Here is a 22,796-nt window from a genome sequence, read left to right on the forward strand (position 1 = left end):
AAGATGATGTGAGCTCAGGCTCACATCATCTTCCTGCCGTTCGGCACCGGCTGTTCGACCGCGGCAAGCACGATCGCGCCGTTCTCGTCCTCGAATCCCAGCGTCAGCACTTCCGAACGGAACGGACCGATCTGCCGCGGCGGGAAATTGACGACGCCGAGCACCTGCCGGCCGATCAGGGTTTCCGGCCTATAATGCACAATGATCTGCGCCGAGGATTTCTTGATACCGATCTCAGGGCCAAAATCGATAAGCAGCTTGAAAGCCGGCTTGCGCGCCTCCGGAAAAGGGCTCACTTCAATGATCGTACCGACACGGATGTCGACACGCTCGAAATCGGCGTAGCTGATCTCTTCCGCCACGTGGTTCTTCCTCAGCCGGCCAGTTCTTCGGCCCGCTTGCGCGCCGCCGCAAGGGCTGCGTCGAACAGGGGCTGCATGCCGTTCTCCGCCATCAGCACGGCGAGCGCCGCCGCCGTCGTGCCGCCGGGAGACGTTACATTCTGCCGCAGCCGCGAAGCATCGTCGGGGGACTGGTGCAAGAGTTCACCAGCCCCCGCGACCGTTTCCCGCGCAAGACGCATGGCGAGGTCCGCCTGCAGGCCGAGCTTTCGGCCTGCCTCCGCCATACATTCGACGAGATAGAATACATAAGCCGGGCCGCTGCCGGAAAGCGCCGTCACGGCATCGATATCGGCCTCCGCAGGCACCCATTCGACCGGACCAGAGACGCTGAGAAGGGCATGGACGCGTTTGCGCTGCGGATCGCTGACCCCTGAACTGGCAAAGGCTCCGGTCACACCGCGGCCGACCATAGCCGGCGTGTTCGGCATGGCTCGCACCATCGCGGCTTTGCCGAGATGTCTTTCGAGAAAACCGAGCGTCTTGCCGGCTGCGACCGAGACGACGACCGTCGCCGGTCCGACGGCGCTCTTCACCGCCGGCAACACCGTCTCCATCACCTGCGGCTTGACCGCGAGGAACAAGACGCTCGCCTTCAATTCCGCAGGGACCGCGGTCAGATGCGTCGCACCGGCTTCCTTGATCGTCGCCAGCATCGCAGATGAGGGGCCGGGATCCACAACGATGACGGCCGAGCCCGGAACGCCGCTCTTCAGCCAGCCGGAGAGCATGGCTCCGCCCATGTTTCCGGCGCCGATCAGCACGACGGGATTTGCCGAGGAGAAAGCCTTCGCCGGCATCTTATGCCTCACCCACCGTTTCGAACAGCACGGCTTCCATCGCCTTCGCCGCGTCCATGCCGGACCAGACAACGAACTGGAATGCCTGAAAATATGCTTCGCATGTGTCGAGCGCGCTGGAAAGCAGCACCTCTACCTGGCGATTGGTCGGCTCCGCGCCGCCTGCAAGCAGCAGCGACTGCCTGAAGATGACGACATCTTCCTGACGCCAGAGGTCGAAATGACCCATCAGCACCTGCCCGTTGATCGCCGAGAGCAGCTTGACCACCTCGTTGACCCTGATGTCGGGGACTTTGATATCGAAAGCGCAACCAAGATGCAGCGCCTCGAATTCCTCCATCCAGGAAAAGGAAACATGATAGTCCGCCCAGCGCCCCTCGACCGTCATTGCGATCTCATCCTCGCCGGATCGCTCGAACGACCAATCGTTGTTGGAGGCCACGTACTCGATCATATCGACCGGGTTCGACTGACGCTCGACTTCCAATTCCATCAGGTTCATGCAGCACCTTCTTGACCGGAACGAATGCGGCTTAGCTTGGGATACGAACACAAGAAAGACACACGCAAAACCGGAAACCACCATCGGATGATCGTTGAACCGCTGCCAGACTTAACGCAGATAACCTGCCCGGAGCTTACCAAGTCGCTTCGAATCATCATTTAAAATCAGTGTATAATGACCCTTGCCACCTGCCAGCCCCCAGAAGGGAAAATAGGGCAGACCTGCTGTGGAAAGCACTTCGAAACTCAATTCAGAAGGGAGATTAAACGACTCTGCGTATTGGCTTTTTTGGCAGTGTCCACAGGTGGAAAACTCACCTGGAATTTTTTGTGACAGATGCGGCGTGTGGCATGACGGCAACGCCGCATCTGTGCCCTATGGGGATTTAGCGGCCCTCGCCGGCGAGCTTGGCCTCCAACGCCGCGATACGGGCGGCCAGCGCCTCGTTTTCATCACGCGCCTTGATCGCCATCTCGCGCACGGCCTCGAATTCCTCGCGCTTGACGACGTCCATGCTGTTTAACCAACGCTCGGCCTGGGCGTTGAAAGCCGTCTCGATCTCCTTGCGGACACCCTGGGCGGCACCTGCCGCGTCGGTCATCAGCTTGGCGAACTCGTCCATGATGCGGTTCGTTCCGGTCGTCATGGCGTTTTTCTCCCTTCGTATAAGGTGAATTCAGCCCTTCAGGGCCTCGAAGATTGAGGTAGGGCTTCGCTACCCGCGATGCAAGCGCTTTGCACGGGATAGCCTTATCCTGAAGCGGGCAGCAGAGGAGCGATCGCGAACAATGCACTTGACCGTCCGGGATCGCGGCGGCATGTTCCGCCGACCTCAACGGATGGGAAAACCTTGCCGACAGCAGCCAATCTCCTTGCCATCATGCCTTTCCCGGACATCGATCCGATCGCTTTTTCGATCGGTCCGTTGGCGATTCACTGGTACGGCCTGGCATACGTCGCCGGCATCCTGCTCGGCTGGGCCTATGCGCGCCGCCTCGCCGCCAACGACAGTCTCTGGCCGGGCAATACATCGCCGATGACGAAGACGCAGCTCGACGATTTCATCGTCTGGGCCGCCCTCGGGGTCGTGCTCGGCGGCCGCCTCGGCTATATCTTCTTCTATGACCTCTCCGCTGTCCTGCGCGATCCCATTCGCGCAGTCGAAATCTGGAACGGCGGCATGTCCTTCCACGGCGGCCTGACCGGCACGACGATTGCCATGATCATCTTTGCCCGCCGCAATGCCATTCCGATCTGGAGTCTGTTCGATATCGTCGCCGCCGTCGTTCCCTTCGGTCTGTTCTTCGGCCGCATCGCCAATTTCATCAACGGCGAGCTCTGGGGCCGGCTGACCGACGTCCCCTGGGCCGTGGTTTTCCCGACCGGCGGTCCCTTCGCCCGCCATCCGAGCCAGCTCTACGAGGCCGGCCTCGAGGGCATCGTTCTGCTCCTGGTGCTTGCCGCCCTCGTCTACGGCATGCGTGCGCTGAAAAGCCCTGGATTCATCACGGGCGTCTTCGTCTGCGGTTATGCATTGTCGCGCATCTTCGTCGAGTTCTTCCGCGAGCCGGACGCCCAGCTCGGTTACCTCCTCGGCACCAATTGGCTGACCATGGGCATGATCCTCTCCTCTCCGATGATCCTGCTCGGCCTCTGGGCGATCCTGCGGGCCCGCCGCCAGGCTGCGCCGCAGCTCTAAACCGGCAGGACGCGCGACATGACCACCGCTCTAGGCGAAAAGATCAAGGCGATTATCCAGGCCAACGGCCCGATCAGCGTCACCGACTATTTCTCGCTCTGCCTCGCCGATCCCGAGCACGGCTATTACCGCACCCGCGAACCGTTCGGCCGTTCGGGTGATTTTGTCACCGCGCCCGAAGTCAGCCAGATCTTCGGCGAGATGATCGGCGTCTTCGTCGTCCATGCCTGGCAGCGCCACGGCACGCCGGCAGATGTGCGTCTGGTCGAGATCGGCCCCGGCCGCGGCACGATGATGGCGGATATGCTGCGTGTCATCGCCCGCATCGCCCCGCCGCTCTTTGACACGATGAGCCTGCATCTCGTCGAAACCAGCGAGCGCCTGCGCGACGTCCAGAGCCAGACACTCGCCGCTTATGGCGAGCGGATCGCTTGGCACGATGGCTTCAATGAGGTCCCGCCCGGCTTCACGCTGATTGCCGCCAACGAATTGTTTGACGCGATTCCGATCCGGCAGTTCGTGCGTACGCAAACGGGCTTCCGCGAGCGCATGGTCGGGCTTGACGCCGATGGTGAACTGACCTTCGCCGCAGGTGTCGCGGGCCTCGATCCTGCCCTACTGCCGGAACCGGTGCAGAACCTGCCGCGCGGCACGCTCTTCGAGATCTCGCCCGCCCGCCAGGCCGTGATGATGGCGATTTGCGAGCGGCTGCGCGCCTTCGGCGGCACGGCGTTGGTCATCGACTACGGCCATCTCGTCACCGGCTTTGGCGATACGCTGCAGGCGGTGCGCATGCATGAATTCGACCCGCCGCTCGCCCATCCCGGCGAAGCCGACCTGACGAGCCATGTCGATTTCCAGCAGCTCGCCGAGACGGCGCTGACATCAGGCCTCCATCTGAACGGCGCCCTGCACCAGGGCGACTTTCTGACCGGCCTCGGCATTCTCGAACGCGCCGCCGCCCTCGGGCGTGACCGCGAACCGCATACCCAGCAGGTCATCCAGTCGGCGGTCGACAGGCTTGCCGGCGCCGGTGAGGGTCGGATGGGCGAACTCTTCAAGGTCATGGCGGTCTCCCATCCTGCCGTCGATCTCATGCCCTTTCGTCCGGTGGATTGACAGGGCGCACGCGGCTGAGCCAACATCCGCGCGAAACAGGAACTTGAAGCGCGCCGCGATGCGCTGCGCTCGGGACAAAACAAACCCCTCGAAAAACCCGGAATTACAGATGCAGGACGCGGCCTCTCCCGCACCGATCCAAAGCGCGCTGCTGAACCAAGCGACGGGCGCCGCCATCCGCCACGGTTATTTCACCCGGGCGGGCGGCGTCTCCGAAGGGATCTATCGCGGTCTCAATGTCGGCCTCGGCTCCAACGACGAACGCGGGAACGTCGTGGAAAACCGCCGCCGCGTCGCCGCCTGGTTCGATCTGCCGCTCGAGCGGCTGGCAACTGTCCATCAGGTGCATTCGCCCGACGTCGTGACGATTGGCGCCGATTACGACGGCGCCCGCCCCGACGCGGACGCAATGGTGACGGCAGTTCCCGGCATTGCCCTTGGCGTGCTGGCCGCCGATTGCGGTCCGGTCCTCTTTGCCGACCCCGAAAATCGCGTCATCGGCGCCGCCCATGCCGGCTGGAAGGGCGCGCTGACCGGTGTTCTCGAAAACACCATTGCGGCCATGGAAGCCCTGGGGGCAGACCGTGCCAGCATGCTGGCCTGCCTCGGCCCCTCGATCAGTCAGGCGAGTTACGAGGTCGGGCCGGAATTCGTCGATCGCTTCGTCGCCGAAAATCCTGACTACGAACGCTTTTTCAAGCCGTCCGCAACGCCGGGCCGGGCCATGTTCGACCTGCCGGCACTGACCATCGACAGGCTGACGAGGGCTGGCGTGCAGGCCGAAAGCCTCGGGATCTGCACCTATCCGGATAACGAGCGCTTCTTTTCCTATCGCAGGACGACACATCGCAACGAGCCGGACTACGGCCGTCAGATATCGGCGATATCAATCAGGGAGACTTGAGCAGAATGGCACTGCACTTCGAAAAGGCCGAGTACGCAAGCCGGCTTGCGCGCCTCACCGAAAAGATGAAGGAAGAAAAGCTCGACGCCCTGCTGCTCTTCGCCCAGGAAAGCATGTACTGGCTGACCGGCTATGACACCTTCGGCTACTGCTTTTTCCAGACGCTGATCGTCAAGAGCGACGGCACCATGGCGCTGATCACCCGCTCGGCGGATCTTCGCCAGGCCAAACACACGTCGATCCTCGACGACGTCCACATCTGGGTCGACAGGGTCAATGCCGATCCGACGCTCGACCTGAAGAACCTGCTGGTCGAGATGGATCTGCTCGGCGCACGCATCGGCGTCGAATATGATACGCACGGCATGACCGGCCGCGTCGCCCGCCTGCTCGACGCGCAGTTGACCACTTTCGGCCAGATCGTCGACGCTTCCTATCTCGTCAGCCGTCTTCGTCTCGTCAAGAGCCCGACGGAGGTCGCCTATGTCGAGCGCGCTGCCGCTCTCGCCGACGACGCGCTCGACGCCGCAATCCGGCTGACGAAACCGGGCGCCGACGAGGCCGATATCCTCGCCGCCATGCAGGGTGCGGTCTTTTCCGGCGGCGGCGATTATCCCGCCAACGAGTTCATCATCGGCTCCGCTGCCGACGCCCTGCTCTGCCGCTACAAGGCCGGCCGCCGCAAGCTCGACGCCAACGACCAGCTGACGCTCGAATGGGCCGGCGCCTACGCGCATTATCATGCCGCCATGATGCGCACGATCGTTATCGGCGAGCCGATGCAACGCCATCGCGAGCTCTACAATGCCTGCCGCGAAACCATCGAGGCGATCGAGACCGTGCTGAAGCCCGGCCACACCTTCGGCGACGTCTTCGACATGCATGCCAGGATCATGGACGAGCGCGGCCTCGCCCGCCACCGGCTGAATGCCTGCGGCTATTCGCTCGGCGCCCGCTTCTCGCCCTCCTGGATGGAGCACCAGATGTTCCATGCCGGCAATCCGCAGCCGATCGAGCCGAACATGTCGCTCTTCGTGCATATGATCATTGCCGATTCCGATACCGGCACGGCAATGACGCTCGGCCAGACCTATCTAACGACGGCGGATGCGCCGCACACACTTTCCCGTCATTCGCTCGATTTCATCGGCCTTTGAACACCGGGACTGACCGGTGAGAATCCGGAATTGACAGAGGACCGTCCCCGCCCGCATAAATTCGGACGGGCTGATGCGATTGTGGGAAGGACGGATCACGGGATGACGCGAGCTGCGACTGTGCCCACGCTCCTGTTCGTCATGGCTCTGCTGACCGCCTGCAACACCACCGACGCGCTGACGCCACAAGTCGGCATCGGCGAATCCTCCGGAGCTCCGCCGTCAAGCCCGGTGACGCAGGGCGAGGCAGAACGTCTGGCCGGCGCCCGCCAGCCGGTTTTTGCCGGGAGCACGCAGCCGAGTGGCTATCATCCGGCCTATGATCAGTCGCAAAGAACCTATCGACCCGGCAGCGGCGCGCCGCCGACGACGATGCAGGAGCAGGCAGACGCGCTGTCGAGGAACGGCTCCTCGCCCGCCGCCTCCGCCCCGATCGAGGGACAGGCGCTGCCGCCGGCTGCCGCCGGCGCCGGATCGCCAACACAGCCCGACCAGCGGCTTGACACGCAGCACCCGCAGCAGACCGCCGCCCTCACCCCCGGGACATCATTCGCGCGCGGCAATACCGTGCGCTTCCTGCCGATCATCGGGGCGCCGGTGCAAGCTGTGACTCCGCTCTCGCGCCAGCTCGGCGCCGAGGCGCGCGCCAACGGCCTTTCCATCAAGAGCTCGAACGATACGAGCAGCGATTACATCCTCAAAGGTTATCTCTCAGCCTTCAGTGACGACGGCAAGGTCACCGTGGTCTACGTCTGGGACGTTCTCGACAGCGGCGGCGCCCGGCTGCACCGCATCCAGGGGCAGGAAAGCGTGCCGACGGCCGCGGCCGACCCCTGGGCGGGTGTCCCGGCTTCGGTGATGCAGCAGATCGCCTCGAAAACCATCGCGGAATTCACCTCCTGGCGGCAAACTCAGGGCGGTTAGTCACAAACTTTTTGCAAATATGAAAGTCTGTGGCGCCTTTGCCCTTGCATTCACTGGGAAGCTGACTAAAAAGCGCGGCTATCAGCGCATAACAGGCGGACCAAAATGAAGGTTTTCGCAGGCAATTCGAACCGGCAACTCGCCGAAGCGATCTGCAACTATCTCAATGTTCCTTTGGGAAGAGCCAGTGTCCGAAGGTTTGCCGACCAGGAAATCTTCGTGGAAATCCAGGAAAACGTGCGCGGCGAGGACGTCTTCCTCGTGCAGCCCACTGCCTTTCCCGCCAACGACCACCTGATGGAGCTGCTGATCATGATCGACGCGATGCGTCGTTCGTCGGCACGCCGCATCACCGCCGTTCTTCCCTATTTCGGCTATGCCCGTCAGGACCGCCGCGCATCCGGCCGCACGCCGATCTCCGCCAAGCTGGTTGCCAACCTCATTACCGAAGCCGGCGCCGATCGCGTCATGACGCTCGATCTTCATGCCGGTCAGATCCAGGGCTTCTTCGATATACCCACAGACAACCTCTTCGCCCTGCCCGTGCTGACGCGCGACATCAAGAGCCATTATGACCTCAGCAACGTCATGGTTGTTTCGCCCGATGTCGGCGGCGTGGTGCGCGCCCGCGCGCTCGCCAAGCGGCTGGACTGTCTTCTGGCCATCGTCGACAAGCGTCGCGATCGGCCAGGTGAATCCGAAGTCATGAACATCATCGGCGACGTCACCGGCAAGGACTGCCTGCTGATCGACGACATCGTCGACTCCGGCGGCACCCTCTGCAATGCGGCCGACGCACTGCTCGCCCAGGGTGCCTCCAGCGTCACCGCCTATATCACGCACGGCGTTCTCTCGGGCGGCGCGGTCACCCGCGTCACCTCCTCGAAGCTGCGTGAACTCGTCATCACGGATTCGATCCAGCCGACAACGGCGGTGCTTTCAGCGCACAATATCCGCGTCGTGACGACGGCCCCCCTGATCGGCGAAGCCATCAGCCGCACGAGCCAGGAAGAGTCCGTCTCCAGCCTCTTCGATTAACCAGCCTCTTCGACTAAAAAGTCTCCTCCGTCGTGCTCGGCCTTGTGCCGAGCATCTGACCGTTGGCGGAAAAGCGCTTATTCTCAGATACTTAATCGGCCGCAGATCCTGGGAACAAGGTCGAGGATGACGCCACGGCTTTTGCAGTGATTTGTCAGCAGCCTGAAGGCCGGCACAAGGCCGGCCTCTTTCATTTCTGATTCCAATCGAGAACGTTCAAGGCTGCTGAGGCTGCGCAGGTAGTGCATCCTGACCTTGATCCGGTTCCTGCTCCTGGTCCGGCTCCAGCCCCTGATCCTGATCCTGATCCGGACCATCCGGTCCCTTGATCTGCTGGCCGTTGACCGCCACGGAACCATCTCGACTGATGCTGACGTCCCAGCGCGAACGGCCATCCGGATCGGTCTTGGCAAAGCCCTTCACCATCATGATTCCGAAGGAGACCTGGTTGAGATCGGGATCCGTCTTGGCAAGCTCCTGAACCGCCGCGATCGTCTTGTCGAGATCGCGGGCAAGGATCGTCGCCTCCATCGAATAATCCTTCTCCGTATCGACGCGCCCTTCGATCTTGCCGGTTATATCGACGTCATAGACCTGCGATTTGGCACTGATCTTCGGAAACTCGACGGCAAGCCGGCCATCGCGGAAGAGCTTCTTCGCCATCTCCTCGCCGGTCTTCTCGGACGCCGAATCTTTGAAATCCACCGCCATGAGGGCGTCGCCGAAGCTTGCGAAATCCAGATTCGGAAGCGCGAGCTGGAAATCGAAGCTGGTCGGCATGAAGGCCGAATAGTTTGCCGGCATTAGCGGCGTGTCGAGGCTGATCTCCTGCGCATCCATGCCGAAGCCGAAACGCATGGCGTCACTCGGCCCCTCGATGGCGAGGTTGTAGCCGAATGCCTTGGCGCCGCCCTTGCCCATCTCGCTGCTGACGGTCAGGTCGTTGACCCTGATCGTCTCGCTGAACAAAGTCAGAAGCGGGAAGGCTTCCTTCGTTATTCCCTTTATCTTGTCGCTGTTTTCCGGACTCAATTCCTTCTCATCGAGATGGTCGAGCACGAAGAAGACCATCTCGCGAATATGCTTGGCCGGCAGGCCGTTCACCTTGGCCTCGACATCGATCGAGCCGGCACGAAGTTCGATGGGCGGCATTTGCAGGCCGGAAACCTGCTCGACGAAATCAGACATGGAACCGCTGCCGGCAAAATCGATCCGTCCATTGCCACCTGCGCTGTCGGTCGAACTCAGCTTCTGGTCCATGCTGGCGATGCTGGCATGGACCTCCTCGGTTTCGGACTTGCTGGCCATCTTGATGTCTTTGGCCGCGAAGGTGCCGGAGCGCAGATAGCTGATCGCCGGGTCGAAGACGCCGGAATAAACAAGCGACGCGATGGAATAGGTGAAATCCGTCGGCTTCTGGTCTGGGCCCTTGAAATGGCCGGAGACATTGAGTTTGTTGTCGCCTTCGACGTTCCAGAGCCCACTGTCGAGCGGCGTGGCGAACATCGAAAACGGTGTGAGTCCTGTGATCGTAAACGTCGCCGGATCGGCCTTGGTAAGCAGCTTCGCCAGATCGTAGACGACCTCATAGCGCGTGCCGGCCGGATTGACGGTGATGAGGCCGCTTTTTGCCAAATCCTGCGGAAGCAGCTTCGTCAGGGTCTCCTTGACGGCGTTGGCGCCCTCCTGGTTGATCTCCGCGCCCTCGGCCCCGGTGAAAAGGCAAAGGGCAAGCATACTCGTTGCCGTGACAAGTTTGAGACGCATAGTCTGGTTTTCTCCTCAGCCGCTTTTTGATTGCGGCCATCCAAAGATGCGAAGCGCACCGATGTCAAGCCAAGTAGCGATGAGCACTGGCAATCTTGCCTTTGACCAGGTGCATTTCGCGAGTGATTTCAACAAGGTTCTCGCCCTGGGATGGGTGCGGATGCAATCTGGGCGAGCTCGCTGTTCTCGATGATGAAGCGGCCCGGCGAAAGCCCCTCCATCGCCGAAAAACCGGTGCAATCGGCAACTTGCGTTTCCGAGCGACTTATACTATAGGCCACCGGTCCGCGTAGACACCCTTGGAGGCAACGCGGATGAGGATGGGAAAACCCGCCTCCGGTTCGACGGGACAAGGCTTTTGCCTGCCGCCGAACTCTCCAAATAACCTCGAAAGGAAAAGCCATGAGCCAGGAAACTTACGAGCTCAAGGCCGAGGCGCGCGAACGGGTTGGTAAGGGGTCCGCCCGTGAACTTCGCCGCAACGGTTTGATTCCCGCTGTCATCTATGGTGACAAGCAGGCCCCCATTGCCATCGCTATCAACACCAATGAGGTGACGAAGCGCATTCACGCCGGTGGCTTCATGACCACCGTAGCGACCATCGAAGTCGACGGCAAGAAGTACAAGGTTCTGCCGAAGGACTATCAGCTCGATCCGGTTCGCGACTTCACGCTGCATGTCGATTTCCTGCGCGTCTCCGGCAACACCCAGGTGACCGTCGAAATCCCGGTTCACTTCATCAATGAAGCGAAGTCTCCAGGCCTCAAGGTCGGCGGCGTCCTGAACATCGTCCGCCACGAAGTTGAAGTTCACTGCCCGGCCGATTCGATCCCGGAATTCTTCAACATTGACCTCAGCGGCAAGAAGATCGGCGACAGCATCCATATTTCGGAAGTCACCCTTCCGAAGGGCGTCAGCCCGGTCATCGATCGCGACTTCACGATCGCGACCATCGTCGCTCCGGCTGGCGGCGTCGACGAGAGCGGCGCGGAAGCTGAAGGCGAAGCCGAAGCCTGATCGCTTCGACCAATTGAAAGCATATGGCCCGCCTTACCGGTGAACTGGCTCCCGAAAGTCCAACTTTCGAGAGCCGAGTCACGGGGAAGGCGGGCTTTTCATTGCCCGCCAAGCCTCCGTTTCAGCAACATTTAACATATTCGTGAAAGCATGCCCCGTCAGCTGCGAAGAAGCCGGCCCGAACGCGCGACAGCAAATATGGCCGGTCTGGGGGAGTAGACGGAACCATGAACAATTCCGTTGAGAACAGGTTTTTTGGGATTGTTTGCGGAGCGCTGCTTGTTTTTGTCGCTCCGCTTTTTGTTCTCTTCCTCTTTCTTTCCTCGGAACGCGCCGATAAAGAAATACGCGACCATATCTCTGTTCTTCTTGTCGCCAACGCTCAGGCGCTGGCAAAACCGCTCTGGGACCTCGATGAGGAAAGCGTCACTCAGATCAGCGCGACGGTCGTTTCCCAAGGCGCCATCGTCAAGGTCGAGGTGCGTGATCAGTCGGGCCAGCTCGACGTCAGCCAATCCACCATTCCGCGTTCCTTTGACGGCAAGCTCGTGCAGGTGTCGCGCGCCATCATCTACAACACCGTCGCCGGTCCGAAGAACCTCGGCAGCATCAGCGTCTACTATCCCGCCCTCGGCCTGTTTTCCGGCCTGAAGCAGGAAGAGGTCGTCTTCATTTCGATCTTCATCTTTGCGGTTCTGACCGTTTTCGGCACAGCGCTGATCGGCAACCGATTCTTCGTCATCCAGCCGCTGATGCGTCTGACGGCGGCGATCGAGGCGACCCGGCAGCTCGGCTCGCGCCATCACGTCGACTGGCAGTCGAACGACGAGATGGGACGGCTTGCCCGCAGCTTCAACGAGATGCAAACCAAGCTCGAAAGCGAGGAGAAGGAGCTGAAGCTCGCCCATCGCCGCGCCACCGATATCTACAATCTGACGCCCGCCATGCTCTTCTCGCTCGATGAGGAAGATCGCATCACCGCCGTCAGCGACTACTGGCTGCTTGCCACCGGTTATAGCCGCGCCGCCGTCATCGGCCGCAACTTCGCCAATCTGGTCACCTCATCCACCCGCGACAAGTTCGTCAGGCGCCGCCGGGCCGAAAGTGGCATGGCGGTGACCGTCAAGTTCGTCTGCCTGGACGGCCGCACCATGGACGTCCTCATCATGGAATCGGAAGCCGGCGCCGGCGCTCACGATCGCCTGTCGCTGTCGGTCATGACCGATGTGACCGAGCTCAAGGCTTCCGAGGACCGCAACCATCGTCAGGCCATCACCGACCACCTCACCGGGCTTCTCAACCGCCAGGGTTTTGAAGTCGTGCTCGATAACAAGATCGCTGCCGCGGACGCCGCCGGCCAGGAACTCGCCTGCCTCTTCGTCGATCTCGACCGCTTCAAGTGGATCAACGACAATATGGGCCATGCCGCCGGCGACATGGCGCTGATCGAGCTCGTCGAGCGCCTGAAAACCCATCTTGCTCCCTCCGACGAAGCGGCCCGTCTCGGCGGCGATGAGTTCGCCATTCTGCTGCCGGCGAAGGACGCCGAAAAGCGCGCCAAGGCGATGTGCGAGCAGATCGCCTCCATCTTCGAAACGCCATTTGCCCCGGACATGCATCTGAGCGCGTCCATTGGCATCGCCATCTACCCGCATCACGCCGCGACCGCGGCCGAGCTGCTGCAGAAATCCGACATGGCGATGTATGCCAAGAAACGCGACGGCAAGAACGGCGCGCAGCTCTTCGACAAAGCCATGCTCGACCGCGCCCGCAGTCGCGCCGAGATCGAGGCCAACATCGAAGCCGGCCTCGCCGAGAACTGGTTCGAAGCCTTCCTGCAGCCGATCGTCAATCTGAACGGCCGCGGCATTGCCGGTTTCGAGGCGCTGATGCGCCTTAACCATCCGCACAAAGGTCTGATGCCGCCGGCCGAAATTGTCAGCGTCGCTGAGGAGACGGGCAAGATCGTCCGCGTCGGCAACGTCATCATGGAAAAGGCGATTTCCAACCTCGCGAAAATCTCTCGGATATCGGGGATGCAGGATACCTACCTCGCCATCAACTTCTCGCCGCTGCAGTTCGAACCGGCGCTGCCGGCCCGTCTCGCCGCAATCGTCGGTCGCCACGGCATCCGCCCCGAGCGCATCGTCGTCGAGATCACGGAAGCCGTGCTGATGCACGACAACCCGCAGATTCGCATGATCGTCACCGAGCTTCGCCGCTTCGGCTGCCGCATCGCGCTCGACGATTTCGGCACCGGCTACTCGTCGCTCAGCTACCTCAACCGTTTCCCTGTCGATATCATCAAGATCGACCAGTCCTTCACCCGCGCGATCAACGACGGCGACGACGAGGTGCGCCAGAAGAGCCGCATGCTGATCGAAGGCATCACCACCCTGTCCCACAAGATGAACTGCACCGTCATCGCCGAGGGCATCGAGACGGAAGAGGAATGCCGCACGCTTCACCAGATGGGTCTGGACTACGGCCAGGGCTATCTCTTCCATCGTCCGCAGCACGCAGCCGCACTCATCGAGGAACTGATGGCCCCGCAGTCGGCCGTCGCGCGCGCCTCGTAAACGAAGAACGAAGGAGACGACACCATGAAAAAGCTCCTGCTTCTCGCATGCCTGGCACTGCCCTGCGCGGCTCACGCACAGACGGTTGCCTTCACGACCGAGGATTACGCCCCCTTCAACTATCGCGAAGGCAAAGAGATCAAGGGCGCGACGGTCGAGCAGGTCGAAAAGGTGATGGCCGCGATCGGCGTCGACTACACGATCGAAGTCATGCCTTGGGCGCGTGCTTTCAGCCTTGCCCGCACTGCGCCGATGACATGTGTTTTCGCCACCGCCCACAACAGCGCGCGCGATCCATTGTTCAAATGGGTCGAGCCGCTGCTCATCGACCGAAACATCCTGATCACCCGTAAGGGTTCCGGCATCACCGCCAGCAATCTCGAAGAGGCAAAAAAATATACGATCGGCACCCAGCGCGAGGACTACACCGAGACGATCCTGAAGGAGAAGGGTTTCACCAAGCTGGACGTCGCCAGTGACTTCAACGCCACGCTGCGCAAGCTGCTCAGCGGTCGCATCGACATGATGCCGATCTCCGAACTCTATTTCGAAAAGCTGAAGGCCGATCAGCAGGTGGAGATCGTAACCGTGCTCTCCTCTCAACCCATGGGCATCGCCTGCGAGAAGAGCTTTCCCGACGATCTGCACGCCAAGATGCAGGCTGCCCTCGACAAGCTGATCGCCGATGGCGACCAGAAGCAGATCTTCCTGAAATATGGCATGAACCTCTCGGAATGATGCTGCCGCCGGGCTCGCCGTTTCCGCTTGACTTTACTGTCGTTTCCGGATGGTGAACGTCGGGAAACGCATAAGCGAGGATGACAGGCCATGCTGATCATTGCAGGTCTCGGCAATCCCGGCAGCAAATACGCCGGTAACCGTCACAACATCGGCTTCATGGCTGTTGACGCCATTCATCGGCGCCACAGCTTTTCCCCCTGGTCAAAGAAGTTCAAGGCCGAGATCGCCGAGGGCGAACTCGGCGGCGAAAAGGTGCTGCTGATCAAACCGCAGACCTACATGAACCTTTCCGGCGAAGCCGTCGGCGAGGCGATGCGTTTTTACAAGCTCCAGCCCGCCGACCTTGTCGCGATCTATGACGAGCTCGACCTTTCCGCGGGCAAGGCGCGGCTGAAGACCGGCGGCGGCCATGGCGGCCATAACGGCATTAGATCGTTGGACGCCCATTGCGGCAAGGAATACCGGCGACTGCGCCTCGGCATCGGCCATCCCGGCGTCAAGGAAATGGTGCAGAACCATGTGCTCGGCGACTTCGCCAAGGCCGACAAGGTATGGCTGGAGCCGCTTCTCGATACGCTGGCCGACAATGCCGATATGCTGGTGCGAAACGAGGATTCACAGCTGATGAACAAGATCGCGCTGGCGCTCGGCGGCAAGGCGGACGAGGAAAAGCCGCGGAAGGAAAGCAGGGAGAGCGAGAAGAAGCCGGCCGGCCAGTCGCATATCCGCCAGGCCCGCAACAACAACCAGCCAAAGCTGCCGGCCACCGGCCCGATGGCCGACATGCTGAAGAAGATGTTCGGCAACAAGGGGGAATGACGGCGGTGCCAGACCAGGATTTTACCATCCGCAGTGCCGTTCCCGATGATCTCGAGGGGCTGACCGTCCTCTACCGGCATCTGAATCCGACCGATCCCATTCTCGACGGGACCATGGCCAAGGAGCGCTTTTCCGCCATTCTCGCCCAGCCGGGCATGACCGTATTCATCGGCTTTGCCGGCGCTCACGCCGCCGCCACCGTCACGCTGATCATCGTGCCGAACTTGACGCGCGGCGGCGCCTCTTATGCACTGATCGAAAACGTCGTCACCCACGCCGGGCACCGCCGGCGCGGCTACGCCAACGCCGTCATCGGCCATGCGGTGAATGAGGCCTGGAAGGCCGGCTGCTATAAGGTGATGTTGCTCACCGGCTCGAAGAACCCGGCGACGCTGCGCTTCTACGAAAATTGCGGCTTCCTGCAGGACAAGACCGGCTATCAGGTCCGTCGCCAGTAAGCTGAAGGGCTATTCCTCGGGCTCTGTGGTGAACATCAGCGGGAAACCCATCTCCTTGGCAAGGTCGATACCCTCCTTGGCCTTGGTTTCGGCAATGTCCTTGGCGCAGACCACGACCACGCAGGAGCCGAGCTTGTGCGCCGTCATCATCACCCGATAGCCGGTCTCCTCGCTCATGCGGAAGACGACTTTCAGGATCACGATGACGAAGTCCCGCGGCGTGTAATCGTCGTTGACGAGAATAACCTTGTAGAGCTTCGGCTTGTCCAGCTTCGGCCTGACCTTGGTCTTCGGTTTCAGGGCAACGTCATTGTCACTCATCGGAAAATCCACCCGTTGATGACATGGTCAAGGTTCTTCAGAACAACTAATCATTGTCGATGACGAATTTTCGACGGTGCGCCGTGGCTGCCCCACCTTGAAGCAGGAAATTCGCCGAGTTGAAGCCGGATGTCATTGCGGCCGGCAACAGCGATCGTGCAGTTGACGAAATCCGCAATGCATCGAAACCGCGATCGCCCTCGAAAATAGGCCGGCGCCGTTCCTTGGGCAAGTGAGCAACGTTAAAAGCTCGCTAAGACTTGACCATATTGCTCCTTTATCCCATAGGCACCAGCAAGAAATTCAAGAACAGCAGGTTTTAGCCATGGGCTTCAAATGCGGCATCGTCGGTCTGCCGAACGTCGGCAAATCGACCCTCTTCAACGCACTCACCAAGACGGCGGCGGCACAAGCGGCCAATTATCCCTTTTGCACCATCGAGCCGAATACCGGCGAAGTCGCCGTACCCGATCCGCGCATGCGCAAGCTTGCCGACATCGCCAAGTCGAAGGAACTGATCCCGACCCGCATCTCCTTCGTCGACATCGCCGGCCTGGTGCGCGGCGCGTCAAAAGGTGAGGGTCTCGGCAACCAGTTCCTCGCCAATATCCGCGAAGTCGACGCCATCGTGCATGTGCTGCGCTGCTTCGAAGACAGCGACATCACCCATGTCGAGGGTCGCATCAATCCGGTCGCCGATGCCGAGACGATCGAGACCGAGCTGATGCTGGCCGACCTCGAAAGCCTGGAGCGCCGCACCGAGCAGACGCGCAAGCGCGCCACCGGCAGAGACAAGGAGTCGATGGCGATGCTACCGATCATGGAAGCCTCGCTGAAGCTGCTCAACGAGGGCAAGCCGGTGCGCACGCTGCTGTCGAAGCTCGATGCCGAGGAGATCGCCATCCTCAAGGGCCTCAACCTCCTCACCTCGCATCCGGTGCTCTATGTCTGCAACGTCGCCGAAGCCGATGCCTCAACCGGCAACGAATTCACCGCCGCCGTCGCCGCCATGGCGAAGGAGCAGGGTGCCGAAACCGTCATCATCTCGGCGGCGATCGAAGCTGAGGTCGCCCAGCTTGCCGAAGAGGAAGCCAAGGAATTCCTCTCTGCCCTGGGCCTTGACGAGGCGGGCCTCGACCGGCTGATCCGCGCCGGCTATAAGCTGCTCGACCTCATCACCTATTTCACTGTCGGCCCGAAGGAAACGCGCGCCTGGACGATCGAGCGCGGCACCAAGGCGCCGCAGGCCGCCGGCGTCATCCACTCGGATTTCGAACGCGGCTTCATCCGCGCCAACACCATCGCCTACGACGATTACATCAAGTACAACGGCGAAGTTGGCGCCAAGGATGCCGGCAAGGCGCGCGACGAAGGCAAGGAATACGTCGTCCAGGACGGCGACGTCATCCACTTCCGTTTCAACACCTGATCAAATCGCTGCCGCCTTAACCGGGCGGCAGCCTGTTTGCGATTGCCGGCGGTAGTGCCCTGAGCACTAGCCGCCGAAGCGGCATCCAGCCTGTTCCGATAATGAGCACGATCGCGCCGACGACGATCAGCGTCGTGAAGATGTAGGTGTCGACAGTCGCATTTCCCTTCCGAACCACGCTGAAGATCGCAACGCCGAGGGACAGCAGCCCCGACGTGACGAAGGCGCGACGATCGATGACGAGGCCGATCAGCATCAACGCCGCCACGGTCGCGACGACCACAGGAGTCCGGGCCGACATGTTCGCCAGGTCGAAGATATGGCCGGCTTCCCCGAACGACAGCAGGGAGACGGTGCTGTAGAGCAGCGCCGGCGCCGCACCGAGATGCAACCAGAAAGCGATATCCGAACGAGTCGTCCGCCGCAGCCGGTCGCCGAGATCGAAATAAAGCGCCGTCGCGAACAGGCCGAGCGCACAGACGAAAGCGACCGCGGCCAGCATGCCAAGATGATCGACGAAAAACGCGGGATTGCCGCTTAGCCATTGCACCAGGCGTAAAAGCAGCGTGAGCACCAAGGCAAGCGTCGATATGATAGTGAGCGCCAGCGACAAGGGCACGCGATAGCGGGCATAATAGACGCAGAGCAGAATCGGAAAGCCGGCGACGAACTGCGTCAGATCCGCACCGATTTCGGAGGTCCACGGCGTGAAGACGCGGGACATCAGCAAAAATGTCCAGCAGAACAGCGCGACCGTCAGGCTGACAGCCGGCAAGGCGAGCCGCTGGCGGCGCACCAGGATTTCCGAAAGCACGATGATAGCGACCGGCACGGCGTAAAGCGGCGCCAGGCCCCAGAGGCCGACGAGCGCGACGATAACACCGATGGTGATCAGCACGTCGTGAAAGCCGCGCACGAAGCGCGGCGTCTCGGTGTCCGACCAGGCCCGCTCGTCGGCTGCGACTGCCTTCTGCGTCTTAACAACAGACACGCCACGCTCGGTCAGAAACGGCAGAAGCCGCCCGCCCGCTTCCGACGAAATCAGCCCCTGGCGCGCCGCCTCGTCAAGTATCGACCTCAGTTCCGTCATACCGGTTTGTCTCCCGGGAATCATTGAGCCCGCACGGATGCTATTGTAAGCACTAGAGCATGATGCCGAAAAGTGTAAGCGGTTTTCGGACGGCATCATGCTCTAACTCTTTAATGTAGAACAAGATTCAGATTGTAGGCCGACCGGCCTAAAAACATCCTGTTCTAGGCGCTTGATATGGCGGAGGAGAGAATGCCGGCAGAAAAGCTGTCTTTCGAGGATTTTGAACCCGGCCGCCGTTTCGCCCTCGGCCCGAAACTGGTGCTCACCGAAGAAATCATCGAGTTCGCCAGCGAATTCGACCCGCAGCCAATGCATCTCGACGAAGCCGCCGGCCGCGCCAGCATCCTCGGCGGGCTTGCCGCCTCCGGCTGGCATACCTCGGCAATGCTCATGCGCATGATGGCGGACAGCTACGTGCTAAACGCGCTTTGCGAGGGTGCGCCGGGCATCGATCTGATGGAATGGCGAAAGCCGGTGCTTGCAGGCGATACCCTGCAGGGCCATTCGACCGTTCTCGAAGCCCGGCCGATGCGCTCGCGCCCCGGCATGGGCATCGTCAAATTCCGCCACACGGTGGAAAACCAGCGCGGCGAACTCGTCTGCCTCTCGGAGAATTCCGTGATGATCCGCATGCGCCCCACTCCGGAGGATGCCAACGTGAGCTCGGAGCCATCAGTATGAGAATGTCCGAGCTTTACGCCGTCGGTCAGAAAGCCGAGATCGGCAGCTACACCTTCACCGAAGAAAACATCATCCGCTTCGCAACCCGCCACGACCCGCAGCGTTTTCACGTCGATAAGGAAGCCGCGAAAGACACGCTCTTCGGCGGGCTTTGCGCCTCGGGCTGGCACACCACGGCCGCCTGGATGCGGACCTTCCTCGCCTTCTGGCAAAAGCAAAGCGTCATTCTCGCCGAAGAGGGGCTGACGGCGCCCAAGCTCGGCCCCTCGCCTGGCTTCCAGAAACTGCAATGGCTGCGGCCGGTCTTTGCAGGCGACGTCGTGACCTATTCCGTCGCCTTTCTGTCCAGCCGACCGCTCGCATCGCGGCCGGGCTGGCACCTCAACACCATCCTCTGCGAGGGCGTCAATCAGAACGGCGATCCCGTCATGCGCTTCGAAAGCGGCGTCCTGGAATTCGACTGACGCCGTCGCAATGCAGGCTCAATGCCCGGAGAATTCGACCAGCGTGTGGACGACGACGCCGAGCTCTTCCAGCTTTCTGCGGCCGCCAAGGTCGGGCAGGTCGATGACGAAGCAGGCGCCAACCACCTCCGCGCCGATCTGGCGCAAAAGCTGCGTCGCACCCACGGCCGTGCCGCCGGTGGCGATGAGATCATCGACCAGGATCACCTTCTCGCCGGGCTGGACCGCATCGCGATGCATCTCCATTTCGTCGACTCCATATTCCAGGCTGTAGGCGATGCGCACGGTGTCGTGCGGCAACTTGCCCTTCTTGCGGATCGGTACGAAGCCCGAGGAAAGCTGGTGCGCCACCGCACCGCCGAGGATGAAGCCGCGCGCCTCCATGCCGGCGATCTTGTCGACCTTCGTGCCGGCATAGGGTTGCACCAGCTCGTCGACCGCCCGGCGGAAAGCACGGGGGTTGCCGAGCAGCGTGGTGATGTCGCGGAAGATGATGCCGGGATTGGGGTAGTCGGGGATGGAGCGAATGCTGGCTGCGAGCTCCGAAATTGTATTGCCCATGGAACGTCCGTATCTGCGAGCACATAAAACCGGCCGCACCCTATCAATTGCCGAGGGTGGAACCAACAAAAAAGGCGGCTCGCAAGCCGCCTTTCGAATTCAGGCACGGAACGCTCAATGTTCCTTGTTGGCGTAAACCGAGCGCTTCGTCAGATAGATCAGCACGGTAAAGATCGCCAGGAACACCATCACCATGAAGCCGGTGCGCTTGCGCTCCTCGAGATGCGGTTCGGCGGCCCACATCAGGAACGCGGAAACATCCTTGGCGTATTGGTCGACGGTCGCCGGCGCGCCGTCGTCATAGGTTACCTGGCCGTCGGAAAGCGGTTTCGGCATAGCGAGAACGGCGGCAGCATGGAAATACGGGTTATAATGCGCGCCCTGCGCCACCTGGAAGCCGGCGGGCGGCTCTTCATAACCGGTCAGCAGCGAGTAGATGTAGTCCGGGCCGCTTTCCTGATACTGCGTAAAGATGTCGAAGACGAATTGCGGGAAGCCGCGCTCGACTTCACGGGCCTTGGCGATCAGCGAAAAATCAGGCGGAGCCGCACCGTTGTTGGACGCGGCCGCGGCTTCAGCATTAGCGAAGGGCGATGGGAAATGATCCGAAGGAACTGCCTTGCGGGTGAACATTTCGCCGGCCGAGTCCGGCCCGTCCTGAACTTCGTAATTGGCAGCGAATGCCTTCACCTGTGCCTCGGAATAACCGAGTTCGTCGAGCGTGCGGAAAGGCACGAGGCTCATCGAATGGCAGGCAGAACAGACTTCCGTGTAGACCTTGAGGCCGCGCTGGAGCTGAGCCTTGTCGTAGTGGCCGAACGGGCCGGCAAAGCTCCATTCCTGCTCCTTTGGCTCCTTCAGCGGATAGTGCGGCGTCGCGCCTTCCTCGTGATGCGCGGGAGCTGCACCATTCGCGGGCGTCGCTTCCTCGGCGAAAGCGGCGCTGCCAAGGAGAGCGGCGACGGCAAGCGGCAGAATGCTTGCAACAAGCGTTTTCATAGTTCTATTCCCTTCCGTCGCTCGCTTACGCATTGGCCGCCGCGGTGGCGCCAGTGGTCTTGTTGCGCTTTTCAAGCACCGCTTCAGTGATCGAGTTCGGGATGCGGCGCGGCGTTTCCACCAGACCCAGAACTGGCATCGCGACCAGGAAGAAGGCGAAGTAGAGAAGCGTGCAGATCTGCGACACGATGACGTAGCTGCCTTCCGCCGGCTGCGAACCGAGCCAGCCGAGGATGATCGCGTTGAGCACGAACAGCCAGAAGAACAGCTTGTACCAGGGACGATAGACCGCCGAGCGGACCTTCGAGGTGTCAAGCCACGGCAGGAAGAAGAGCACGATGATCGCGCCGAACATCACGAGCACGCCGCCAAGCTTGGAGTCGATCGGGCCGATGTTGAAGGTGATCGAACGCAGCATCGCGTAGAACGGCAGGAAGTACCATTCGGGAACGATGTGGGCAGGCGTCTTCAACGGATCGGCCGGGATGTAGTTATCGGCGTGACCGAGGAAGTTCGGCAGGTAGAAGACGAAATAGGCATAAACGAGCAGGAAGACGGAGACGCCGAGGGCATCCTTCATCGTCGCATAGGGTGTGAAGCGCACGGTGTCGGTCTTCGTCTTGACCTCGACGCCGGTCGGGTTCGTCTGGCCTGTGACGTGCAGCGCCCAGATATGCAGGACCACGACGCCGGCGATCATGAAAGGCAGCAGGTAATGCAGCGAGAAGAAGCGGTTGAGCGTCGGCTGATCGACGGCAAAGCCGCCAAGCAGGAACTGCTGCACCCATTCGCCGACCAGAGGGAAGGCCGAGAAGAAACCGGTGATGACGGTCGCGCCCCAGAAAGACATCTGCCCCCAGGGCAGGACGTAGCCCATGAAGCCCGTCGCCATCATCAGCAGGTAGATGACCACGCCGAGGATCCAGAGGATTTCGCGCGGCGCCTTGTAGGAGCCATAATAGAGGCCCCGGGCAATGTGCAGGTAGACGGCGACGAAGAAGAAGGAGGCGCCGTTGGCATGCAGGTAGCGCAGCAGCCAGCCGTGGTTGACGTCGCGCATGATCTTTTCAACGGAGTTGAAAGCGATCGTCGTGTCGGCGGCATAGTGCATGGCGAGCACGACACCCGTCAGGATCTGCACGATCAGCATGACGGAAAGCATCGCGCCGAAGGTATAGGCATAGTTCAGGTTTCTGGGAACCGGATATGCCACGAAGCTGTCATAGACCATGCGCGGCAGCGGCAGGCGCGCATCGACCCATTTTTCGAAGCCGGTTGATGGTTCGTAGCTGGAATGGCCACTCATAAATCAGTCTCCCC

At 61.2% G+C, this 22,796-nt stretch carries 24 protein-coding genes; 14 read left to right on the plus strand and 10 right to left on the minus strand.

Annotated features, from left to right (window positions below):
• Window positions 1-20: 20 nt before the first annotated feature.
• The 4 genes from AMK00_RS15365 to AMK00_RS15380 all read right to left on the minus strand — a co-directional run bounded on the left by AMK00_RS15365 (window position 21) and on the right by AMK00_RS15380 (window position 2,352).
• Entirely contained in the window at window positions 21-362 is a 342-nt protein-coding gene (locus tag AMK00_RS15365; RefSeq protein ID WP_064810948.1) for a tRNA-binding protein, read from the minus strand.
• Between the two features lie 11 nt (window positions 363-373).
• Window positions 374-1,201, minus strand: coding sequence for a pyrroline-5-carboxylate reductase (gene proC, locus AMK00_RS15370; RefSeq protein WP_064810950.1), 828 nt, complete (start codon window positions 1,199-1,201; stop codon window positions 374-376).
• Between the two features lies 1 nt (window position 1,202).
• Window positions 1,203-1,703 carry a YbjN domain-containing protein gene (locus tag AMK00_RS15375; RefSeq protein ID WP_004680153.1) on the minus strand — a complete coding sequence of 167 codons (501 nt, stop codon included), beginning with the start codon at window positions 1,701-1,703 and terminating at the stop codon, window positions 1,203-1,205.
• 388 nt (window positions 1,704-2,091) lie between these two features.
• On the minus strand, window positions 2,092-2,352 hold the full coding sequence (locus AMK00_RS15380) for an accessory factor UbiK family protein (protein ID WP_064810952.1): 261 nt from the start codon (window positions 2,350-2,352) through the stop codon (window positions 2,092-2,094).
• Between the two features lie 204 nt (window positions 2,353-2,556).
• Here AMK00_RS15380 and lgt point away from each other — a divergent pair, with 204 nt between their 5' ends.
• The 6 genes from lgt to AMK00_RS15410 all read left to right on the plus strand — a co-directional run bounded on the left by lgt (window position 2,557) and on the right by AMK00_RS15410 (window position 8,547).
• The gene (lgt, locus tag AMK00_RS15385) at window positions 2,557-3,405 is read left to right on the plus strand and encodes a prolipoprotein diacylglyceryl transferase (RefSeq protein WP_064804055.1); all 849 of its coding nucleotides are present in this window, start codon (window positions 2,557-2,559) and stop codon (window positions 3,403-3,405) included.
• Window positions 3,406-3,423: 18 nt separating this feature from the next.
• Complete coding sequence (locus tag AMK00_RS15390) at window positions 3,424-4,524, plus strand: class I SAM-dependent methyltransferase (RefSeq protein ID WP_064810954.1); 1,101 nt, start codon at window positions 3,424-3,426, stop codon at window positions 4,522-4,524.
• 109 nt (window positions 4,525-4,633) lie between these two features.
• Window positions 4,634-5,428, plus strand: a complete 795-nt coding sequence (gene pgeF, locus AMK00_RS15395; protein ID WP_064810956.1) for a peptidoglycan editing factor PgeF — start codon at window positions 4,634-4,636, stop codon at window positions 5,426-5,428.
• A gap of 5 nt (window positions 5,429-5,433) precedes the next feature.
• The gene (locus tag AMK00_RS15400) at window positions 5,434-6,585 is read left to right on the plus strand and encodes a M24 family metallopeptidase (RefSeq protein ID WP_064810957.1); all 1,152 of its coding nucleotides are present in this window, start codon (window positions 5,434-5,436) and stop codon (window positions 6,583-6,585) included.
• 102 nt (window positions 6,586-6,687) lie between these two features.
• On the plus strand, window positions 6,688-7,509 hold the full coding sequence (locus AMK00_RS15405; protein WP_064810959.1) for a hypothetical protein: 822 nt from the start codon (window positions 6,688-6,690) through the stop codon (window positions 7,507-7,509).
• 105 nt (window positions 7,510-7,614) lie between these two features.
• On the plus strand, window positions 7,615-8,547 hold the full coding sequence (locus AMK00_RS15410; RefSeq protein WP_011426263.1) for a ribose-phosphate pyrophosphokinase: 933 nt from the start codon (window positions 7,615-7,617) through the stop codon (window positions 8,545-8,547).
• Window positions 8,548-8,763: 216 nt separating this feature from the next.
• Here the strand turns inward: AMK00_RS15410 and AMK00_RS15415 are convergent, their stop codons facing one another.
• A complete protein-coding gene (locus tag AMK00_RS15415) occupies window positions 8,764-10,314 on the minus strand; it encodes a hypothetical protein (protein ID WP_064810961.1) in 1,551 nt (516 codons plus the stop codon).
• A gap of 402 nt (window positions 10,315-10,716) precedes the next feature.
• On the opposite strand from AMK00_RS15415, the gene AMK00_RS15420 reads away from it, so the two are divergent.
• The 5 genes from AMK00_RS15420 to AMK00_RS15440 all read left to right on the plus strand — a co-directional run bounded on the left by AMK00_RS15420 (window position 10,717) and on the right by AMK00_RS15440 (window position 15,928).
• Window positions 10,717-11,331, plus strand: a complete 615-nt coding sequence (locus AMK00_RS15420; protein ID WP_064804067.1) for a 50S ribosomal protein L25/general stress protein Ctc — start codon at window positions 10,717-10,719, stop codon at window positions 11,329-11,331.
• A 227-nt stretch (window positions 11,332-11,558) separates the two neighbouring features.
• Complete coding sequence (locus AMK00_RS15425) at window positions 11,559-13,910, plus strand: EAL domain-containing protein (protein ID WP_064810963.1); 2,352 nt, start codon at window positions 11,559-11,561, stop codon at window positions 13,908-13,910.
• 24 nt (window positions 13,911-13,934) lie between these two features.
• Window positions 13,935-14,648 (plus strand): substrate-binding periplasmic protein, encoded by a 714-nt coding sequence (locus AMK00_RS15430; protein ID WP_064804071.1) that lies wholly within the window; start codon window positions 13,935-13,937, stop codon window positions 14,646-14,648.
• Between the two features lie 90 nt (window positions 14,649-14,738).
• Window positions 14,739-15,470 (plus strand): aminoacyl-tRNA hydrolase, encoded by a 732-nt coding sequence (pth, locus tag AMK00_RS15435; RefSeq protein WP_064810964.1) that lies wholly within the window; start codon window positions 14,739-14,741, stop codon window positions 15,468-15,470.
• Window positions 15,467-15,928 carry a GNAT family N-acetyltransferase gene (locus tag AMK00_RS15440; RefSeq protein ID WP_064810966.1) on the plus strand — a complete coding sequence of 154 codons (462 nt, stop codon included), beginning with the start codon at window positions 15,467-15,469 and terminating at the stop codon, window positions 15,926-15,928. The genes pth and AMK00_RS15440 overlap by 4 nt, the downstream gene beginning before the upstream one ends.
• 9 nt (window positions 15,929-15,937) lie before the next feature.
• Here the strand turns inward: AMK00_RS15440 and clpS are convergent, their stop codons facing one another.
• The gene (gene clpS, locus AMK00_RS15445) at window positions 15,938-16,249 is read right to left on the minus strand and encodes an ATP-dependent Clp protease adapter ClpS (RefSeq protein ID WP_064804078.1); all 312 of its coding nucleotides are present in this window, start codon (window positions 16,247-16,249) and stop codon (window positions 15,938-15,940) included.
• Between the two features lie 325 nt (window positions 16,250-16,574).
• On the opposite strand from clpS, the gene ychF reads away from it, so the two are divergent.
• Entirely contained in the window at window positions 16,575-17,678 is a 1,104-nt protein-coding gene (gene ychF / locus AMK00_RS15450) for a redox-regulated ATPase YchF (RefSeq protein ID WP_064810968.1), read from the plus strand.
• 16 nt (window positions 17,679-17,694) lie between these two features.
• On the opposite strand, the gene AMK00_RS15455 is transcribed toward ychF, so the two are convergent.
• A complete protein-coding gene (locus AMK00_RS15455) occupies window positions 17,695-18,768 on the minus strand; it encodes a hypothetical protein (RefSeq protein ID WP_064810970.1) in 1,074 nt (357 codons plus the stop codon).
• A gap of 192 nt (window positions 18,769-18,960) precedes the next feature.
• On the opposite strand from AMK00_RS15455, the gene AMK00_RS15460 reads away from it, so the two are divergent.
• Together AMK00_RS15460 and AMK00_RS15465 are read left to right on the plus strand one after the other, a co-directional pair.
• On the plus strand, window positions 18,961-19,452 hold the full coding sequence (locus AMK00_RS15460; protein ID WP_064804083.1) for a MaoC family dehydratase: 492 nt from the start codon (window positions 18,961-18,963) through the stop codon (window positions 19,450-19,452).
• On the plus strand, window positions 19,449-19,916 hold the full coding sequence (locus AMK00_RS15465) for a MaoC family dehydratase (RefSeq protein ID WP_064804085.1): 468 nt from the start codon (window positions 19,449-19,451) through the stop codon (window positions 19,914-19,916). The genes AMK00_RS15460 and AMK00_RS15465 overlap by 4 nt, the downstream gene beginning before the upstream one ends.
• Window positions 19,917-19,934: 18 nt before the next feature.
• Here AMK00_RS15465 and AMK00_RS15470 read toward each other — a convergent pair whose 3' ends face one another.
• The 3 genes from AMK00_RS15470 to AMK00_RS15480 all read right to left on the minus strand — a co-directional run bounded on the left by AMK00_RS15470 (window position 19,935) and on the right by AMK00_RS15480 (window position 22,782).
• On the minus strand, window positions 19,935-20,477 hold the full coding sequence (locus AMK00_RS15470) for an adenine phosphoribosyltransferase (RefSeq protein ID WP_020921912.1): 543 nt from the start codon (window positions 20,475-20,477) through the stop codon (window positions 19,935-19,937).
• A gap of 114 nt (window positions 20,478-20,591) precedes the next feature.
• Entirely contained in the window at window positions 20,592-21,476 is an 885-nt protein-coding gene (locus AMK00_RS15475; RefSeq protein WP_020921913.1) for a cytochrome c1, read from the minus strand.
• A gap of 25 nt (window positions 21,477-21,501) precedes the next feature.
• Window positions 21,502-22,782 (minus strand): cytochrome b, encoded by a 1,281-nt coding sequence (locus AMK00_RS15480; protein ID WP_064804088.1) that lies wholly within the window; start codon window positions 22,780-22,782, stop codon window positions 21,502-21,504.
• Window positions 22,783-22,796: the final 14 nt, after the last annotated feature.

The sequence above is a fragment of the Rhizobium sp. N621 genome (assembly GCF_001664325.1).
Lineage (GTDB): Bacteria > Pseudomonadota > Alphaproteobacteria > Rhizobiales > Rhizobiaceae > Rhizobium > Rhizobium esperanzae.

What these genes read in the sequence shown, in the direction of transcription:
- AMK00_RS15440 (WP_064810966.1), top strand. Translation starts at nt 15,467, where the DNA reads ATGACGGCGGTGCCAGACCAGGATTTTACCATCCGCAGTGCCGTTCCC.
- AMK00_RS15410 (WP_011426263.1), top strand. Translation starts at nt 7,615, where the DNA reads ATGAAGGTTTTCGCAGGCAATTCGAACCGGCAACTCGCCGAAGCGATC.
- AMK00_RS15460 (WP_064804083.1), top strand. Translation starts at nt 18,961, where the DNA reads ATGCCGGCAGAAAAGCTGTCTTTCGAGGATTTTGAACCCGGCCGCCGT.
- AMK00_RS15465 (WP_064804085.1), top strand. Translation starts at nt 19,449, where the DNA reads ATGAGAATGTCCGAGCTTTACGCCGTCGGTCAGAAAGCCGAGATCGGC.
- AMK00_RS15380 (WP_064810952.1), bottom strand. Translation starts at nt 2,352, where the DNA reads ATGACGACCGGAACGAACCGCATCATGGACGAGTTCGCCAAGCTGATG.
- AMK00_RS15480 (WP_064804088.1), bottom strand. Translation starts at nt 22,782, where the DNA reads ATGAGTGGCCATTCCAGCTACGAACCATCAACCGGCTTCGAAAAATGG.
- pgeF (WP_064810956.1), top strand. Translation starts at nt 4,634, where the DNA reads ATGCAGGACGCGGCCTCTCCCGCACCGATCCAAAGCGCGCTGCTGAAC.
- AMK00_RS15470 (WP_020921912.1), bottom strand. Translation starts at nt 20,477, where the DNA reads ATGGGCAATACAATTTCGGAGCTCGCAGCCAGCATTCGCTCCATCCCC.
- AMK00_RS15425 (WP_064810963.1), top strand. Translation starts at nt 11,559, where the DNA reads ATGAACAATTCCGTTGAGAACAGGTTTTTTGGGATTGTTTGCGGAGCG.
- AMK00_RS15415 (WP_064810961.1), bottom strand. Translation starts at nt 10,314, where the DNA reads ATGCGTCTCAAACTTGTCACGGCAACGAGTATGCTTGCCCTTTGCCTT.
- AMK00_RS15375 (WP_004680153.1), bottom strand. Translation starts at nt 1,703, where the DNA reads ATGAACCTGATGGAATTGGAAGTCGAGCGTCAGTCGAACCCGGTCGAT.
- ychF (WP_064810968.1), top strand. Translation starts at nt 16,575, where the DNA reads ATGGGCTTCAAATGCGGCATCGTCGGTCTGCCGAACGTCGGCAAATCG.
- AMK00_RS15475 (WP_020921913.1), bottom strand. Translation starts at nt 21,476, where the DNA reads ATGAAAACGCTTGTTGCAAGCATTCTGCCGCTTGCCGTCGCCGCTCTC.
- proC (WP_064810950.1), bottom strand. Translation starts at nt 1,201, where the DNA reads ATGCCGGCGAAGGCTTTCTCCTCGGCAAATCCCGTCGTGCTGATCGGC.
- pth (WP_064810964.1), top strand. Translation starts at nt 14,739, where the DNA reads ATGCTGATCATTGCAGGTCTCGGCAATCCCGGCAGCAAATACGCCGGT.
- AMK00_RS15455 (WP_064810970.1), bottom strand. Translation starts at nt 18,768, where the DNA reads ATGACGGAACTGAGGTCGATACTTGACGAGGCGGCGCGCCAGGGGCTG.
- AMK00_RS15420 (WP_064804067.1), top strand. Translation starts at nt 10,717, where the DNA reads ATGAGCCAGGAAACTTACGAGCTCAAGGCCGAGGCGCGCGAACGGGTT.
- AMK00_RS15390 (WP_064810954.1), top strand. Translation starts at nt 3,424, where the DNA reads ATGACCACCGCTCTAGGCGAAAAGATCAAGGCGATTATCCAGGCCAAC.
- AMK00_RS15400 (WP_064810957.1), top strand. Translation starts at nt 5,434, where the DNA reads ATGGCACTGCACTTCGAAAAGGCCGAGTACGCAAGCCGGCTTGCGCGC.
- AMK00_RS15405 (WP_064810959.1), top strand. Translation starts at nt 6,688, where the DNA reads ATGACGCGAGCTGCGACTGTGCCCACGCTCCTGTTCGTCATGGCTCTG.
- AMK00_RS15430 (WP_064804071.1), top strand. Translation starts at nt 13,935, where the DNA reads ATGAAAAAGCTCCTGCTTCTCGCATGCCTGGCACTGCCCTGCGCGGCT.
- clpS (WP_064804078.1), bottom strand. Translation starts at nt 16,249, where the DNA reads ATGAGTGACAATGACGTTGCCCTGAAACCGAAGACCAAGGTCAGGCCG.